Source organism: Sandaracinus amylolyticus (assembly GCF_021631985.1).
In the GTDB taxonomy this organism is placed as follows: domain Bacteria; phylum Myxococcota_A; class Polyangia; order Polyangiales; family Sandaracinaceae; genus Sandaracinus; species Sandaracinus amylolyticus_A.
Genome location: NZ_CP070225.1, coordinates 1375236 through 1391421 on the forward strand (window position 1 = coordinate 1375236; position 16186 = coordinate 1391421).

Here is a 16186-nt window from a genome sequence, read left to right on the forward strand (position 1 = left end):
GATGGGAGGCGGCGACGCCGGCTTCGTCACGACGAAGCTGGACGATCTCCTCGCGTGGGCGAGGAAGTGGTCGCTGTTCCAGTATCCGTTCGTCACCGCGTGCTGCGGCATGGAGTTCATGTCGCTGAACGGCCCGCGCTACGACGGCCTCGCGCGATTCGGCGCCGAGGCGCCGCGCTTCTCGCCGCGCCAGGCGGACCTGCTCTGGGTCGTCGGCACGATCGTGCAGCGCCAGGCCCCCGCGCTGAAGCGCATCTACGAGCAGATGGCCGATCCGAAGTACGTGATCGCCTTCGGCACGTGCGCGTCGTGCGGTGGCTTCTACGACAACTACACGACCGTTCCGGGCATCGACAAGCTCATCCCGGTCGACGTGTACGTGCCGGGCTGCCCGCCGCGCCCCGAGGCCGTGCTCGACGGCCTCATGCTGCTCCAGCAGAAGATCCAGTCGGGCACGCGCGGTCCGCTCGTCGTCCCGCCGCGCGAGGTGCCCGAGATGGCGCAGCTGCGGAAGAAGGGCACCGCGGTCTACTACGGCCAGCGCAAGCTCGAGGCCGAGCGCGCCGGCGGCAACCCGCTCGCGCAGCTGACCGCGGATCTGATCGAGGATCGCCCCGGCGAGGCCGTGCGCATCGAGCGCGGCGAGAAGAAGGGCTGAGCTGCGATGAGCAAGAAGGTGCTCGAGCGCCTGAAGGCGCAGTTCGGTGACCGCATCCTCGCGACGAGCAGCAATTTCGGCGACGACGAGGCCGTGGTCGCGCCGAAGGACTGGCTCGAGGTCGCGACGTTCCTGCGCGACGATCCCGAGTGCGAGATGAACCACTTCGTCGACGTCACGTGCGTCGACTACCCGATGCGCGAGGACCTGCCGCGCTTCGACGTGCTCGTCTTCGTGCGCTCGCTCGCGAAGAAGCACCGCGTGCGGCTCAAGACGCGCGTCGACGAGGGCGGCAGCGTCCCGTCGCTCGTGCCGGTGTGGATCGGCGCGAACTGGGGCGAGCGCGAGGCGTGGGACATGTTCGGCGTGGTCTTCGAGGGCCACCCCGATCCGCGCCGCATCCTGCTGTACGAAGAGTTCGTCGGGCACCCGCTCCGCAAGGACTACCCGATCGAGAAGACGCAGCCGCTGGTGCCCTACCGCGACGTGGAGGACATCGACAAGCTGCCGCCCTTCGGCGCCGACGAGGGCCAGCCGTGGTCGCGCATCGACTGGCAGGCGCGCATCGAGGGCAGCGACTTCCAGGTCTCGCCCGCCATCGGCGAGCAGCAGGGCCAGCGCCCCGCGCTCAGCAGGGGCACCGAGTACACCGACCTCGACGACGAAGCGGCCCGTACCGCGACGGAGTGATGTAGATGGAGCCCTTCTACGAAGACGAGGAGCACGAGGGCACGCTCGAGCTGCCCGCCGAGCCCATGCGGATCAACATGGGCCCGTCGCACCCCGCGATGCACGGCACCATCCGCATGGTGCTCGAGCTCGACGGCGAGACGGTGATGGATCTCGACATCCAGCCGGGCTACCTGCACCGCGGCTTCGAGAAGAGCTGCGAGCGCGGCAACTGGACGCAGGTCTTCCCCTACGCGGATCGCCTCAACTACGTCTCGCCGATGCTCTGCAACGTGGGCTTCTCGCTCGCGGTGGAGAAGCTCGCCGGGCTCAAGGTGCCGGAGCGCTGCACCTGGTACCGGATGATCCTCGGCGAGATCTCGCGCATCACCGATCACCTCACGTGCAACAGCGCGTCGGCGATGGAGCTCGGCGCGTTCACGCCCTTCCTGTGGTGCATCAAGGTGCGCGACTGGCTCTGGGACGTGCTCGAGCAGGAGACCGGCGCGCGCATGACCCACTCCTTCGGCCGCATCGGCGGCATGGCGAAGGAGCCGACGCCGCACTTCAAGGAGAGCGTCCGCGCGGTGCTGCCGCAGGTCGACGAGGTGCTCCTCGAGACCGAGTCGCTGCTGCTCAAGAACCGCATCTTCCTCGATCGCACCCAGGGCATCGGGAAGCTGAGCAAGGAGCGCGCGCTCGCGTGGGGCGTGACCGGCCCGGTGCTGCGCTCGACCGGCGTCGACTACGACGTGCGCAAGGCGCACCCGTACATGTTCTACAACGCCGTCGACTTCGACGTTCCGGTCGGCCACGACGGCGACAACTACGATCGATTCATGGTGCGCTTCGAGGAAGTGCGTCAGTCGATGAAGATCATCGAGCAGTGTCTCGACAAGATGCCGGACAAGGGTCCGATCAACGCCGACGACCCGCGCTTCGTGCTGCCCGAGAAGCTCGACGTGTACAACACGATCGAGGCGACCATCGCGCACTTCAAGATCGTGATGGAGGGCATCAAGGTGCCGGCCGGTGAGGCCTACGGGTTCACCGAGGGCGGCAACGGCGAGATGGGCTTCTTCATCGTGAGCGACGGCTCGGGCACGCCCTATCGCGTGCGCTGCCGCCCGCCGTGCTTCTACAACCTGCAGGCGTGCCGCGAGATGCTGATCGGCGACATGGTGGCGGACATCGTGCCCACCTTCGGCTCGATCAACATGATCGGCGGCGAGTGCGACCGCTGACGAGCGCGAGTCGCTGACGACCAGATTTCCTTCCCTTCGGGAGCGCGATGCCGACGTTCAAGCTCGATGGTCAGGAGATTCCCTTCGAGCCCGGAGACACGATCATCCGGGCTGCGTGGAAGAAGGGAGTCGAGATCCCGCACTACTGCTGGCACCCCGGTCTCTCGATCGCGGCCAACTGCCGCATGTGCCTCGTCGAGATCAAGAGCGCGCGCCCGATGGCGCTGCCGATCCTCGCGTGGGACGAGAAGAAGAAGGACTACGTCGAGACGACGAAGAACAAGCTCCAGCCCGCCTGTCAGATGGAAGTGACGGAGGGCATGGAGGTCGTCAGCAAGGGCGCGGCGGTCGAGAAGGCGCAGGCGTCGGTGCAGGAGTTCCTCCTGCTCAATCACCCGGTCGACTGCCCGATCTGCGATCAGGCCGGTGAGTGCAAGCTCCAGGACTACTGGCTCGCGCACCAGAAGAAGCTGAAGCGCAAGGACACCGAGCCGGTGCACAAGCCGAAGGCGGTGCGCTTCGGTCCGACCATCGTCTACGACGCCGAGCGCTGCATCATGTGCACGCGCTGCATCCGCTTCTGCGACGAGGTCGTGGGCGACCACGTGCTCGACATGCGCGAGCGCGGCAACAAGAACGAGATCTGCGTCTCGCCCGGTCGCGAGCTCGATCACGCGTACACGCTGATGACCGAGCACGTCTGTCCGGTCGGCGCGCTGACGAGCAAGGACTTCCGCTTCAAGGCGCGCGTCTGGTTCCTGCGCAGCGCGCCCGGTGTCTGCAACGGCTGCGCGACGGGCTGCAACACGTGGGTCGACTACGATCCTCGTTACCAGCGCGTCTATCGCCTTCGCCCGCGCGACAACGAAGAGGTGAACAAGTTCTGGATGTGCGACGCGGGCATGATGACGTACAAGCGCTTCCACGAGGATCGCATCCTCACCGGGCGCGTTCGTCAGGAAGGCCGCGTCGTCGAGGTGCCGCGCGACGTCTCGATCGAGGCGGCCTCGAAGGTGCTCGAGAAGTCGCAGCGCCTCGCGGTGGTGTTCAGCGCGCAGCACACCAACGAGGACAACTTCGTGCTCGGCAAGCTCGGGCGCGAGCACCTCGGCGGCACCGCGCTCTACCTCGCGGCGCTCTCGCCCGAGAGCGTGCCCGGCGGGTGGAAGGGCGACGCGATCCTGCGTCATCCCGACCCGAACCCGAACCGCGCGGGCGCGACGGCGGTGGCCGGCGGCGAGCTTCGCAGCACTGCGGATCTCGCGGCGGACATCGCGGCGGGCAAGATCGACGCGATCCTCTCGCTCGGATGGGCGGCGGGGGAGAGCGTGGAGCAGCTCGCGAATCTCGCGAACGTGCCGCACGTGAACCTCTCGTCGAACATCGGCCCGCTCACGCAGGTCGCGACGGTGGTGGTGCCGGTGGCGACGACCGCCGAGGCGAGCGGCACCTTCGTGAACGCGAAGGGCATGGCGCAGCAGTTCCAGCGCGCGGTGAACGCGCCGCTCGGGATCAAGAGCGCCTGGGAGACGCTGATCGAGATCGGCAAGCGCGTCGGACGTGAGATCGCGTTCGCGAAGCTGCCCGAGGTGCGCGCGGCGATGCCCGCGACGACGTCCGCTGTCGCGGCGGCGAGCTGAGGGGACGACGATGGATCTCGGCTGGCTCGTTCTCGTTTCGATCCTGAAGATCGCGTTCGTCATCGGCGTGCTGCTGCTGCTGTTCGCGCCGGTGCTGGTGCTCGCGGAGCGTCGTCAGAGCGCGTTCTTCCAGGACCGCCTCGGCCCGTACATGGGCGGCTTCCCGATGCCGCGCGCGCTGCTCGACGCGATCCCGTACCTCGTGCTCGGCGCGTACGTCGTCGCGGCGCTCTGCGGCGTGATGTTCGCGATCAGCCTGGCGATGGTCGCGACCGGCAACGGTCAGGACGTGCTCTTCACCGAGCCGGTGTTCGGCATCGAGCACACCTGGGGCGGGCTGATGCTCGTCTTCTTCCCGCTCGCGGTGATCCACCTCGTCGCGGCGAAGATCCTCCCGTTCCTCTTCTTCGACGGGCGCCTCACGATCTTCGGCGGCCTGCACGCGCTCTTCGACGCGATCAAAGCGTTCACCAAGGAGGACATCGTCCCGCCCCGCGGCGACAAGTTCCTCCACTCGATCGCGCCGATCATCGCGATGGTGCCGGCGTTCGCGACCGCGGCGGTGATCCCGTTCGGTCCGACGATCTACGTCGACTACCTGCTCGAGCAGCTGCCCGCGGACGGCGCGATCGGCGGGACCGCGATCGACATCCAGGTCGCGAACCTGAACATCGGCATCCTCTACATCTTCGCGATCGCGGGCACCGGCATCATCGGCGCGGCGATCGCGGGCTACGCGAGCGACAACAAGTACGCGCTGCTCGGCGGCCTCCGCGCTGCGAGCCAGATGGTCAGCTACGAGGTCACGCTCGGCCTCTCGCTGGTCCCGATGTTCATGCTCTACGACTCGCTGATGCTGCCGGACATGATCCGCTGGCAGGGCGAGCACGTGTGGGGCGTGCTGGTGAACCCGCTCGCGTTCGTCCTCTTCTTCACCGCGTCGATCGCGGAGTACAAGCGCGTGCCCTTCGACGCGCCCGAAGGTGAGAGCGAGATCGTCGCCGGCTACTTCCTCGAGTACTCGTCGGGCAAGTGGCTGATGTACATGATGGGCGAGTTCATCGAGGTCGCGGTGAGCTCGGCGATCATCGCCGTCGTGTTCCTCGGTGGCTGGGAGGTCCCGTTCCTCACGCGCGCCGGATGGGAAGCGTTCGGCTACCGCTTCGATCTCACCGGGACGGGCTTCGACGTCGTCAGCAACGTCGCGAACTCGCACCTGTTCATCATCATCGTGCAGGTCGTCGCGTTCCTCGCGAAGGTCATGGTGCTCGCGCTGATCAGCATCCAGGTGCGCTGGACGCTGCCGCGCTTCCGCTACGACCAGATCATGAGCCTCTGCTGGAAGCTCATCCTGCCGCTCTCGCTGGTGAACATCCTCGTGACCGGCATCTTCGTGCTGCTGTTCCAGCAGATGGGTTGGTGATTCGATGGCCTACGCGATCAAGAAGCCCGGACGCACCGTCGCGGACCAGAGCTACGTGGTCGAGGCGGTGAAGGGCCTCGGCGTCACCTTCAAGCGCTTCTTCCAGAACACGATCGGCCCCGCCGAGAACCGGAAGACCGCGACCATCCGGTACCCCGAGGAGACTCGCGAGTACCCGGAGCGCTTCCGCGGCGTGCACCGCCTCACGCACCGCGTCGACGGCTCGCCCCGCTGCGTCGCGTGCCTGTGCTGCAGCACGGCGTGCCCCGCGCAGTGCATCTACATCGAGCCCGCCGAGTACGAGGCGGACGATCCGCGTCACGGCTACGAGCGTTATCCGCGCGTGTTCGTGATCGACGAGCTGCGCTGCATCTTCTGCGGGTTCTGCGTCGAGGCGTGCCCGTGCGACGCGATCCGCATGGACACCGGCACGCACGTGCCGGCGTCGTGGAAGCGCGAGCACTTCATCTTCGACAAAGAGACGCTGATGAGCATCCCGGGCAAGGACGGGACGTACGTCACCGCGAACCCGCGTCACGAGCCGGGCGATCCGACCCACCCCGGCCTGGACCGCGACAAGGCGCACTGACTGTCCCGGGGGAGGCTGCTTCTCCTGGAAGACGCTGCGCCTCCCCTCTCGACCCCTCGAGCTGCGCGCGGGTCCCCACCCGCTTGCGGGTCGCGCTTCCCGCTGGCCCGATCCCGCTCGTGAGCGTCGGTCGCATCGTCCTCGGGCGTGGGAGCGCGTGGCACGACTTCCATCGTGTGGAGCGCGAGGGGCCGTACGAGCTCGCAGTACGAGAGCTCGTCGCCGCGCAGCAGCGCGCGCGGGTGTCGATCGAGGACGACCTGCTGCACACGTGGCGCTCGGAGCTCTCCGCCATCCCGTGCGTGTGGCCGACCCGCGAGATCCAGCGCGGCATCGCGTGGACCGGATGGTCGGTGATCCGTGGAGAGGGCGCGCGGGTCGCGCACGACGTGTTCACGTCGCTCGCGCGGAGATACCGCGACGACGACGGCCCGCCGGTGCTCGTCCTCCGCCTCGGCGAGGACGCCTGGATCGACGACGCCGGGCGCGAGCACTCGCTCGGGGAGCAGGTCGAGCGCGTCGCGCGCGCAGACTCGATCGCGGCATTCGAGCGGCTCGCCGAGGACTGCCTCTGGGCGATACGCGCGCCCGGCTACGTCCTGCACCTCGTTCTCTAGGTCAGCCGCGGCCGCGGTCGACCAGCAGCCAGGCGAGCCACGCGATGCCGAGGACCTGACCGAGGTTGCGGGCCTCGGGAAGCTTCGCGCCGCGGAGCTTCTGGATCGGGTGCGTACCGAACACGTTGCGCAAGCGCTGGGCGGTGCCGTCGTCGGTTCCGCTCACCGCGAGACGCGCGTGGTGCTGGCCCGCGACCGCGCGGATGGTCGCGCGACGGGTCCCGGTGCGACGCACGACGTCCTCGATGCCGTGGAGCAGCGCCGGCGGGATGCGGCCGCGCACCACCAGCACTCGTCCTTCGCGGACCGACAGGCAGAAGATCTCGTTCGCGCGCCACAGCAGGTACGCGCCGACCGCGACGAGCAGCAGGACGAGGGTGACGATCGGGTCGAGCACGGGGCCGGTATACGACGATTCCAACGCCCGTCGTCCCTCCGAAAACCTCGACGCAGTGCATCAATCCCAGCGCTACACTGCGCCCCCATCATGCCTTCCGACCAGCAGTCCAAGAAGCAGGAGCCCGGGCGGACGACGGAGACGCGCGCCGTGCATGGCGGCGAGCCCCGCGACCGCGCGAGCGACTCGCTCGCCGAGCCGATCGTCCAGACCGCCACGTACACGTTCGCGAGCACGGCCGCGCTCGTCGAGTACATGGAGGGCAAGGTCGAGCGCGAGGAGTACGGACGCTACGGGAACCCGACGGTCCGGACCCTCGAGGAGAAGATCGCGTCGCTCGAGGGGACCGACGACGCCGTCGCGTTCTCGAGCGGGATGGCCGCGGTGACGACCGCGATCCTCGCGCTGGTGAAGAGCGGCTCGCACGTCGTGCTCTTCTCGGACTGCTACCGGCGCACGCGGCAGTTCGTGACGTCGTTCCTCGATCGCTTCGGCGTCACCAGCACGCTGGTCCCACCCGCCGACGTCGATGCGATGCAGGCGGCGCTCACGCCGCAGACGCGGCTGGTGATCAGCGAGGCGCCGACCAACCCCTACAACAACGTGGTCGATCTGCGACGCGTCGCTGCAATCTGCCGCGAGCGACGCATCCGCACGATGATCGACGCGACCTTCGCGACGCCGGTGAACCTGCGTCCCGCGGAGCACGGCATCGATCTCGTCGTGCACAGCGCGACGAAGTACCTGAGCGGGCACAACGACGTGCTCGCGGGCGCCGTCGCCGGGCCGAACGGGCTCGTCTCGCTGGTGCGCGATCTGCGGCACGTGCTCGGGGGCGTGCTCGACCCCCACGCTGCGTACCTGGTGCATCGCGGCATCAAGACGCTCGCGGTCCGCGTGAAGCAGCAGAACACGAACGCGCTCGCGCTGGCGCAGGCGCTCGAGGGGCATCCTCGGGTGCGGCGCGTGTGGTACCCGGGGCTCGCGTCGCATCCGCACCACGCGGTCGCGAAGGAGCTCATGACCGGCTTCGGCGGCGTCGTGACGTTCGCGGTGAAGGGCGACCTCGCGAGCGTCGGGCGCTTCGTCGACGCGTGCCGCATCCCGCGCATCGCGCCGAGCCTCGGCGGCGTCGAGTCGCTGATCGAGCAGCCCGCGCTGATGAGCTACTTCGAGCTCTCGACCGAGCAGCGCGAGGCGGTGGGGATCACCGACGATCTCGTGCGCTACGCGGTGGGCATCGAGGACACCGACGAGCTCGTCGCGGACGTGCTGCGGGCCCTCGATCAGACCGCCTGATCGCGCGCGACGGAAACGAAACGGGGCGGGCGCTCTCGCGCTCGCCCCGTTCGCGTTCGTGGATCTCGAGAGGAGGCTTACTCCTCGAGCTCCTCGTCCTCGGCGCCCTCGTCGCCCTCGGTCTGCGGGCGGTTCAGCTCGAAGAGCACGTTGCGCGCTTCCTCGCTGCCGTTGCCGGCCTCGTCGCGCGCCGCCATCAGGAGACCGGTCTCCTGCATGTCGCCGAGCAGACGCGCCGCGAGCACGCGCTGCGCCGCGTCGTCGCCACGCAGCATCGCGAAGAAGCGGTTGCGCACGTCACGTCCGCTCAGACCGTGCGTGCCTTCCCAGCCGCTGCGAAGACGCGACATGAGCGGCACCCACGCGAAGCCCTGGCCGCCCTCGTTGAGGATCCGCGCGACGCGGATGCGGCGCATGACCTGGCCCGAGTCCCAGAGGTCGCTGGTGATGAGATTGAACCAGTCGTTCGTCTCGTTCATCAGCGCGTCCTGCAGCACCTGGCGCAGATCCGCGTCGCTCTGGAGGCGCGTCACCAGCGCGTTCGCGGCCTCGTCGCTGCCGCCGAGCGCGATCGCGAGCGAAGCCGCCACGCGCGTCTGATCGGCCTCGAGCATCTGGATCAGGCGCGCGTCGTTCGCAGGATCCGCCGCGTAGCCCACCGCGATCGCGGCCGGGCTGCGCACGTCCGGCGGGGTCGCCGCGTTCGCGATGAGGTCGAGCAGCGCGCTCGACATCGCACGGCTCGGGCGCTGCCAGAGCGCGCCGAGGTAGTAGCGGCGGGCCGCCTCGTCGAGGTCGGTCTGCTGCACCTTCGCGAGCACCTGCTGGAGCACCGCGTCGTCCGCGATCGCACCGAGCGCGAGGCCCGCGTCGTTGCGGAGGCGGATGTCGTCCTGCGGGTCCTCGATGATCGTCATCATCGCCTCGGCCGCATCGACGCGACCGTAGCGGCCGATCGCACGCACCGCCGCGGTGCGGTTGTCGTACTCGCGCTGCAGCGGCACGCCCGCCATGCCCATGTACTGCGCGAAGTCCTGATCGCGACCGCGCGGGATGATGCGCATGAGCGCCGTGTAGCCGGCGTCCGAGCCCATGTCGGCGAGCGCGAGCGCGGCCGACGCGATGTCGTCGCCCTCGAGGTTGCGCACCAGGGCGGTCTCGGCGTCGCGCGAGCGCGCACGGCCGAGCACGCGCATCACCGACGCGCGGCGGTTGAGGAACGCGTCGTCCGAGAGCATCGGGACGAGCTGCGACGCGACGTCGGCGGGGATCTCGAGGTTCAGCATCGCCTCGAGCGCGCCGCGGCCCGCGTCGGCCGGGGTCGCCTGCGCGATCGTCAGCAGCGCCGGGGCCGCACGCACGTCGCCGAGCTCGGCGAGGCCGTGGGCCGCCTCGGTGCGCGTCATCTCGTCGTCGCTCGAGAGCATGCCCGCGAGCGCGTCGGCCGCGGCCGGATCGTGGGTCGCGCGCAGCATGACCACGAGGTCGCGCTTGGTCGCCGCGTCGCCCGCCGAGCCGAGCAGCACGGTCAGGCCGCGCGCGCCGGTCGAGCGACGGAGCGCCTCGAGCACCGCGACGCGCATCGCGGGGTCGCGCTGCATGAGCTGGAAGAGCGGCGTCGCGGCGCGCGGATCACCGATGCGCCCGAGGCCCGCGGCCGCGATGCGCAGCACGTTGTGGCCCTCTTCGCCGGTGTTCTGCGCGTCGAGGATCATGCGCGAGAGCGGGTCGATGACGTCGGGGGTGCCCGCCTCCGAGAGCGCCTGCGCGACGAGCGTGCGCACCGCGACCGACTCGTGCCCGGTGAGCTCGGGCGCCGCGAGGCGCTGCACGCCGACCGCGTTCACCACGATGCGCGGGTCGAACGCGGGGTGACGCTGGTGCTGGAGGCGACCGTTCTCGAACTCCGCGATGATCGCGTCGGCGGCCGCGGGCTCGTTGAGCACCGCGAGCGCCCACACCACCGGGGCGCGGTCGCGATCGTCGGTCTGCGGCAGCACGCGCAGCAGGTGCGGCTTCGCGCTGTCGGCGGCCGGCGAGCCGATCTCGGCGAGGGCGCGCGCGGCGTGGGCGCGCATGCGTCCTTCCTGGTCGAGGAAGGGGATCAGCACCGCCACCGAGTCGGCGTCGCGGTACTGACCCATCTTCTGCATGATCCGCATGCGCACGTCGTCGAACTGCGCGCGCGGCAGCTCTTCGCGGATCATCCGGAGGAACTGCGCCTGGTCGCCGGTCGCCTGGGCGGCGTCGTACGCGGCCCAGCGCGCCTGATACGCCTGGTCGCGCACGTACCAAGCGCCCCCGAGGCCGAGCATGCCGACGATCAGCAGCAGCGTGACGACGCGGCCGAACATCGAGGTACGCGTTCCGATCTTCTTGACGACCTGGTCGTCGTCCAGACCGGCGACCTGCCGGTTGGCCTTGTCCAGCGCGTCGTCCGTCGCGGGGACGTTCGGAAGCGCCGGCAGGTCATCGTTCGGTTCGAGCTGGTTCTCCATCGTGCTCACCCTGCCCGACGTCGTCCTGGGACGCGTGGGCTCCGCTGGTCTCTCGGGCCCGCAACAGTAGCGAAACCGCCCGCTGCGTTTCAATGCCGACGGAGGAGGACCCTCGGCGCGCGCAGGCCTTGGGGTGCGATGCCGCAAGTGCGCGGAAACACTGTTGACCCCCCGGATCCCCCCCGGTACTGTAGCGGTCGCTTCGGCGGGGAGAGGCGCTGATGACGAAGTCCGAGCTGATCGATGCGGTCGCCAAGCGGACCAAGATCACCAAGAGCCGCGCCGAGCTCGTGGTGAACTGCATCTTCGAGACGATGACCACCTCGCTGGAGCGCGGGGAGGGCATCGAGATCCGAGGCTTCGGCAGCTTCACCGTCCGCGACTACAAGCCCTACAACGGGCGGAATCCGCGCACGGGGAAGCCGGTGCCGGTGCCCGAGAAGCGGCTGCCGTTCTTCAAGGTCGGCAAGGAGCTCAAGGAGCTCGTCAACCAGGGGACGGGCCCGATTTCCGAGGACGACGACGACGACGACGACGACGACGTCACGTCGGACGACGACGACTCCGAGGGCTGAGGGGACAGCCGACCACGACCACGTGGTCGGCGACGGTCGTTCCCTCCGCGAACAACTCGACGGGCGGCGCACGCTCACGTAAGCCACGCGCCGTGGCGACCCTCTCCGCGGAAGAACAGCTGCGCGTGCTCGTGCGCGGCAGCGTCGATCTCGTCTCCGAAGCCGACCTGAAGGCGCGGCTCGAGGAGTCGGTGCGCACCGGACGCCCGCTGAAGATCAAGGCGGGCTTCGATCCCACGCGCCCCGACCTGCACCTCGGGCACACCGTGCTGATGACGAAGATGCGCCAGTTCCAGGAGCTGGGACACGAGGTCATCTTCGTCGTCGGCGACTTCACCGCGGCGATCGGCGATCCCAGCGGCAAGAACAAGACGCGCCCGCCGCTCTCGCGCGAGGAGATCGAGCACGGCGCGAAGACCTACGCCGAGCAGGCGTTCAAGGTGCTCGACGAGACCAGGACGCGCATCGAGCACAACTCGGGCTGGCTGGGCGCCATGCAGTTCGCCGACGTCATCCGCCTCGCCGGCAAGTACACGCTCGCGCGGATGATGGAGCGCCAGGACTTCAAGATGCGCTGGGAGAACGAGTCGAGCATCTCGCTGCACGAGCTGCTCTACCCGCTCGCCCAGGCCTACGACTCGGTGCAGCTCCAGGCCGACGTCGAGCTCGGCGGGACCGATCAGCTCTTCAACCTGATGGTCGGGCGCGACCTGATGAAGGAGTACGGCCTGCGCCCCCAGGTCGTCATGACGACGCCGATCCTCGAGGGCACCAACGCGCGCTTCGAGGACGGGCGCATCGTCGGCGACAAGATGAGCAAGTCGCTCGACAACTACGTCGGCGTGAGCGAGGCGCCCGAGGAGATGCTCGGCAAGCTGATGAGCATCGGCGACGAGGTGATGTGGCGCTACTACGAGCTGCTCTCCGCGGAGTCGACCGCGACGATCGCGGAGCGTCGCAGTGACTGCGCGAACGGCCGGATGAACCCGCGCGACGCGAAGATGGCGCTCGCGAAGGAGCTGGTCGCGCGCTTCCACACGCCGGCGGACGCGGAGCGGGTGCACGCGGCGTGGGACAAGCAGTTCAGCCAGCGCCAGGTGCCGGACTCGATGCCGGAGCACGAGAGCGCGGGCGCGCCGCTCGCGCTGGTCCAGGCGCTGGTGATCGCGAAGCTCGCGAGCAGCAACAGCGACGCGCGGCGGAAGATCGAGCAGGGCGCGGTCGACGTCGACGAGCAGCGCGTGAAGGACACCAAGGCGGTGCTCGAGGCGGGACGGCACGTGCTGCGCGCCGGTCGCCACTACGCGGCGATCACCGTTCGCTGAGCCGCCGCTTGCGCAAGCGATGTGACCAGGTCTCCTGGTTGCGGAATCGCTTGCGCAAGCGTCTCGAGCAGGTCTCGACCTCTTGGAACGCTTGCGTAAGCGTCGCGAGGAGGTCTCGGCCTCTTGGAACGCTTGCGCAAGCGTCTCGAGCAGGTCTCGACCTGGTGGAACGCTTGCGTAAGCGTCTCGAGCGGGTCTCGACCTGGTGGAACGCTTGCGTAAGCATCTCGAGCGGGTCTCGACCTGGTGGAACGCTTGCGTAAGCGTCGCGCGGGGTCGGGCGCGATGACATCGCTGTCGGGTGCGTGCCTGCGGTTCACGGGCTCGGGCGCATCGTGCGGTTCGCGTCGTGGCGCGTCAGTCGTGTGGTTCCGCGGAGTTGCGCGTCGTGCGCGTCATGGCGCGTCCGTTGCGCTGGAGGCGGGCATGCTTCGCGTGGTGCTCCGCTCGTTCGTGAACGTCGTGTACGCGGTGTGGCTGATGCTCGTGGTCCTCGGGGGCTGCTGCTTCGGCGCGATGCCAGAGGCCGAGGGGCAGGACGCGGGGCCGGTGGTCGCGGTCGCGCCGGTCGAGCCGGTCCCGGCACCGGTCGTCGTGAGCGAGCCCGCGCCGATCGACTTCGTGCCCGAGCCAGCTCCGGGGATCCTCGAGCCACGGCTCTCGCGCGAGGCCTGGGACGTGCTGGCCCGCGGGCCGGTGCCGCAGGTGCGCGATGCGCTCTCGTGGTTCGAGTCGGCGCCGCCGCACGAATCCGGCGCGCTCGAAGGAGCGCTCGTGATCTGCCGGACGATGATGTTGCCCGGTCACGACGACTGGGACGGCATCTTCGGCGGCCCCGAGATCCAGCTGCGCGTGCGCATCGCGGGCGGTGCGATGCGCGCGACCCCGGAGGGACGCCCTGCCGGCGTCTTCTCGTTCCCGGTGGCGCGCCTCGCGCCACGCGATCGCGTGTGGATGCGGCTGATCGACGAGGACCTGCTCGACGACGACGTCATCGGCGAGGGCTCGACGCAGTTCACCGGCATCACGCCGTTCGTGGTCTCGATGCGGCGCGCGACGCTCGAGTGTCGCGCGGTGAGCGCGCCCGAGCCCCGCGCCGCGCTCGCGCGCTTCGATCGCATGTTGTCGCGCGCGGAAGACGTGCGGCCCGACGTGAGCCTGCTCGACCTCGGCTATCCGGAGCGCGAGGCGATGGAGGTGCTCGCCGCCGCGAGCGAAGCCGCGGCGTGGCTCGACTGGAGCGACGCGAGGCTGCGCGAGCGGATCGATCACGCCGAGCGATTCGAGCGCGCGTGGAGCGATGCTGCGCGCGCCGAGATGGACCACGCGACGAGCACGCTGCCGGAGCCGAGCACGCCGGTCGCGTTCGGCGAAGGACGGCAGGCGCGCCTGCTCGAGCTGCGCTGCGGCGCGGACGCAGGCCGCGCCCATCGCGACATCGGCGCGGCGCTGCCGGCGTGGGCCGCGCGCGTGCCGTGCGTCGCGATCGTCGAGGTCGTCGCGGGGCGCGGAGGATGGACCCTGCCCGCGGTGCCCGGTGTGCTCGATCCCGAGCTGCGTGTCGTCGACGGCGATGGACGATCGCACGGGCTGCTCTGGGTCGGACGGCGCACCGCGGGGACGTGGCGCGCCCCCGACGAGGTCGTGCAGGTCGCGGAGGGCGAGCGGGTCGAGCTCGCGCTCGACATCCCGGTGCGCGATCCGCGGCTGATCCAGGCGCGCCACGACCGCGGCGGCGTCTCGCTCCTCCGCGCGCGCTGATCTCAGAGCTTCGTGAGCTCGACGACCTGGGGCGCGAGCGGCGCCTTCGGATCGATCTGCGCGAGCAGCGCGTCCGCGGGCGTCATGCCGCGCTCGATGAGCGCGCGCAGCGGCGCGAGGTGGATCGTCTCGTCGCGTCCCTGCTCGTCGAGCGCACGCTGCGCGCGGAGGCCGCGCTCCGCGATGCCGAGCAGTTCCGAGGCCCACTCGCCGACCTCGCGGCCCGCGAGCTTCGCGCGCAATCCGTCGCGCGCGATCGCCGGACGCACCGCCTCGATCTCGTCGTGCGTCCAGCGTGCGCCGAGCGACTCCGTCGCCGCGAGCGCGCCGTCGTCGTAGATGACGCCCTTCCACAGCGCCGCGAGCGCGGGCACCAGGTCCGCGCGCTGCGAGTCCGCGCCGCGCGTCTCGATCGTCTTCTTGAGGCGCACCTCGGGGAAGAGCGTGTTGAGGTGCGTGAGCCAGTCGCCCATCGTCGGATGCGCGCCGTCGAACCCGTCGCGCCAGAACGCGCGGAACGTCTGCCCGGTGTTCCGGATGAGACGGCTCTCGTGCTTCACGAGGAACATCGGGACGTCGAGCGCCCACTCGACGTAGTCTCGGAACGTCGCGCCCTCGTTCCACGCGAACGGAAGGAGCCCCGAGCGATCGGGATCGACCGCGAGCCACACCGCGACGCGGCGGCTGCGCTCTCCGGTGATCCGTCCTTCGACGAACGGGCTGTTCGCGAACATCGCGGATGCGATCGGCTGCACGCGCAGCGACGCGCGCAGCTTGCGCATCGCATCCGCCTCGCTCGCGTAGTCGAGGTTCGCCTGCACGGTGCAGGTGCGCAGCATCATGTCGAGCGCGAGGTGTCCGCGCGTCGGCAGGTACTCGCGCATGATCGGGTACCGGACCTTGGGGACCCACGGCAGCTCTTCGCGCCGCGCGAACGGATGGAAGCCGAGGCCCATCCACGAGAGCCCGAGCGCCTGGCCGATCGCGTGGACCTCGCGCAGGTGCTCGTCGTGCTCGCGCGCGGTCTCGTGGATCGTCAGGAGCGGCGCGCCCGAGAGCTCGAGCTGCGCGCCCGGCTCGAGCGTGATCGACGCCTGACCGCGCACCAGCTGGATGCAGGTCGCGCCTTCGCACACGAGGTCCCAGCCGGCGTCGTTCGCGAGGCGCCGCAGCACCTCCGCGATGCCGCGATCGCCCTCGAACGGGATCGGCGTGAGATCGGGGAGGACGACTCCGTGCTTCTCGGCCTCGGTGCCGACGCGCCAGGCCTCGCGGGGTTTGCACGCGTGGTGGAAGGGCTCGAGCAGGTCGTCCAGCGACCGGATCGGACGCTGCTCGGAGTCGGAGGAGACCGCCATGCGTGTGTCGCTCGTTTCGCGCGCCGTGAAGGCGCCGTTCGGGGCCGGAGTCGTCGTGACTGCACGGAGCAGGCCGTGCGTCGTAGCACGCCGGATCCGTCTCGCGGAACGCGACGTCGTCGAGTAGTCTGCC

Annotated in this window: 13 protein-coding genes and 1 pseudogene; 11 read left to right on the forward strand and 3 right to left on the reverse strand. The window is 69.7% G+C overall.

The genetic code is table 11. The features are described 5' to 3' along the window. Position 1: 1 nt before the first annotated feature. The 7 genes and pseudogenes from I5071_RS05655 to I5071_RS05685 form a co-directional block, all read left to right on the forward strand. Positions 2 to 451, forward strand: a pseudogene (locus I5071_RS05655) (NADH-quinone oxidoreductase subunit B); the annotation flags it as partial. 213 nt (positions 452 to 664) lie between these two features. Continuing rightward, the gene (locus I5071_RS05660; protein ID WP_236604358.1) at positions 665 to 1348 is read left to right on the forward strand and encodes an NADH-quinone oxidoreductase subunit C; all 684 of its coding nucleotides are present in this window, start codon (positions 665 to 667) and stop codon (positions 1346 to 1348) included. 5 nt (positions 1349 to 1353) lie between these two features. Then, positions 1354 to 2571 (forward strand): NADH-quinone oxidoreductase subunit D, encoded by a 1218-nt coding sequence (locus I5071_RS05665; RefSeq protein WP_236604359.1) that lies wholly within the window; start codon positions 1354 to 1356, stop codon positions 2569 to 2571. A 47-nt stretch (positions 2572 to 2618) separates the two neighbouring features. Then, on the forward strand, positions 2619 to 4211 hold the full coding sequence (locus I5071_RS05670; RefSeq protein ID WP_236604360.1) for a 2Fe-2S iron-sulfur cluster-binding protein: 1593 nt from the start codon (positions 2619 to 2621) through the stop codon (positions 4209 to 4211). A 10-nt stretch (positions 4212 to 4221) separates the two neighbouring features. After that, a complete protein-coding gene (locus tag I5071_RS05675) occupies positions 4222 to 5634 on the forward strand; it encodes a complex I subunit 1/NuoH family protein (RefSeq protein ID WP_236604361.1) in 1413 nt (470 codons plus the stop codon). A 4-nt stretch (positions 5635 to 5638) separates the two neighbouring features. Beyond that, entirely contained in the window at positions 5639 to 6223 is a 585-nt protein-coding gene (locus I5071_RS05680) for a NuoI/complex I 23 kDa subunit family protein (protein WP_236604362.1), read from the forward strand. A gap of 119 nt (positions 6224 to 6342) precedes the next feature. After that, complete coding sequence (locus tag I5071_RS05685) at positions 6343 to 6840, forward strand: hypothetical protein (RefSeq protein WP_236604363.1); 498 nt, start codon at positions 6343 to 6345, stop codon at positions 6838 to 6840. A 1-nt stretch (position 6841) separates the two neighbouring features. Here the strand turns inward: I5071_RS05685 and I5071_RS05690 are convergent, their stop codons facing one another. Further along, positions 6842 to 7237: a DUF3634 family protein gene (locus I5071_RS05690; protein ID WP_236604364.1), complete on the reverse strand. Its 396-nt coding sequence runs from the start codon at positions 7235 to 7237 to the stop codon at positions 6842 to 6844. A 90-nt stretch (positions 7238 to 7327) separates the two neighbouring features. Between I5071_RS05690 and I5071_RS05695 the strand changes: the two genes are divergently transcribed. Next, a complete protein-coding gene (locus I5071_RS05695) occupies positions 7328 to 8536 on the forward strand; it encodes a trans-sulfuration enzyme family protein (RefSeq protein ID WP_236604365.1) in 1209 nt (402 codons plus the stop codon). A gap of 77 nt (positions 8537 to 8613) precedes the next feature. Here the strand turns inward: I5071_RS05695 and I5071_RS05700 are convergent, their stop codons facing one another. Continuing rightward, complete coding sequence (locus I5071_RS05700) at positions 8614 to 11034, reverse strand: HEAT repeat domain-containing protein (protein ID WP_236604366.1); 2421 nt, start codon at positions 11032 to 11034, stop codon at positions 8614 to 8616. A 221-nt stretch (positions 11035 to 11255) separates the two neighbouring features. Here I5071_RS05700 and I5071_RS05705 point away from each other — a divergent pair, with 221 nt between their 5' ends. From I5071_RS05705 to I5071_RS05715, 3 genes are all read left to right on the forward strand, one after another. Continuing rightward, on the forward strand, positions 11256 to 11609 hold the full coding sequence (locus tag I5071_RS05705; protein WP_236604367.1) for an HU family DNA-binding protein: 354 nt from the start codon (positions 11256 to 11258) through the stop codon (positions 11607 to 11609). A 92-nt stretch (positions 11610 to 11701) separates the two neighbouring features. Further along, on the forward strand, positions 11702 to 12934 hold the full coding sequence (gene tyrS / locus I5071_RS05710; protein WP_236604368.1) for a tyrosine--tRNA ligase: 1233 nt from the start codon (positions 11702 to 11704) through the stop codon (positions 12932 to 12934). Positions 12935 to 13360: 426 nt separating this feature from the next. Next, positions 13361 to 14695: a hypothetical protein gene (locus I5071_RS05715; RefSeq protein WP_236604369.1), complete on the forward strand. Its 1335-nt coding sequence runs from the start codon at positions 13361 to 13363 to the stop codon at positions 14693 to 14695. Between the two features lie 2 nt (positions 14696 to 14697). Here the strand turns inward: I5071_RS05715 and I5071_RS05720 are convergent, their stop codons facing one another. Next, positions 14698 to 16053 carry a glutamate--cysteine ligase gene (locus I5071_RS05720; protein WP_236604370.1) on the reverse strand — a complete coding sequence of 452 codons (1356 nt, stop codon included), beginning with the start codon at positions 16051 to 16053 and terminating at the stop codon, positions 14698 to 14700. Positions 16054 to 16186 lie beyond the last annotated feature (133 nt).

Bases quoted from the DNA above. Each gene is read 5' to 3' on its own strand.
- I5071_RS05660 (WP_236604358.1), top strand. From the start codon at position 665: ATGAGCAAGAAGGTGCTCGAGCGCCTGAAGGCGCAGTTCGGTGACCGC.
- I5071_RS05665 (WP_236604359.1), top strand. From the start codon at position 1,354: ATGGAGCCCTTCTACGAAGACGAGGAGCACGAGGGCACGCTCGAGCTG.
- I5071_RS05670 (WP_236604360.1), top strand. From the start codon at position 2,619: ATGCCGACGTTCAAGCTCGATGGTCAGGAGATTCCCTTCGAGCCCGGA.
- I5071_RS05675 (WP_236604361.1), top strand. From the start codon at position 4,222: ATGGATCTCGGCTGGCTCGTTCTCGTTTCGATCCTGAAGATCGCGTTC.
- I5071_RS05680 (WP_236604362.1), top strand. From the start codon at position 5,639: ATGGCCTACGCGATCAAGAAGCCCGGACGCACCGTCGCGGACCAGAGC.
- I5071_RS05695 (WP_236604365.1), top strand. From the start codon at position 7,328: ATGCCTTCCGACCAGCAGTCCAAGAAGCAGGAGCCCGGGCGGACGACG.
- I5071_RS05700 (WP_236604366.1), bottom strand. From the start codon at position 11,034: ATGGAGAACCAGCTCGAACCGAACGATGACCTGCCGGCGCTTCCGAAC.
- I5071_RS05705 (WP_236604367.1), top strand. From the start codon at position 11,256: ATGACGAAGTCCGAGCTGATCGATGCGGTCGCCAAGCGGACCAAGATC.
- I5071_RS05715 (WP_236604369.1), top strand. From the start codon at position 13,361: ATGCTTCGCGTGGTGCTCCGCTCGTTCGTGAACGTCGTGTACGCGGTG.
- I5071_RS05720 (WP_236604370.1), bottom strand. From the start codon at position 16,053: ATGGCGGTCTCCTCCGACTCCGAGCAGCGTCCGATCCGGTCGCTGGAC.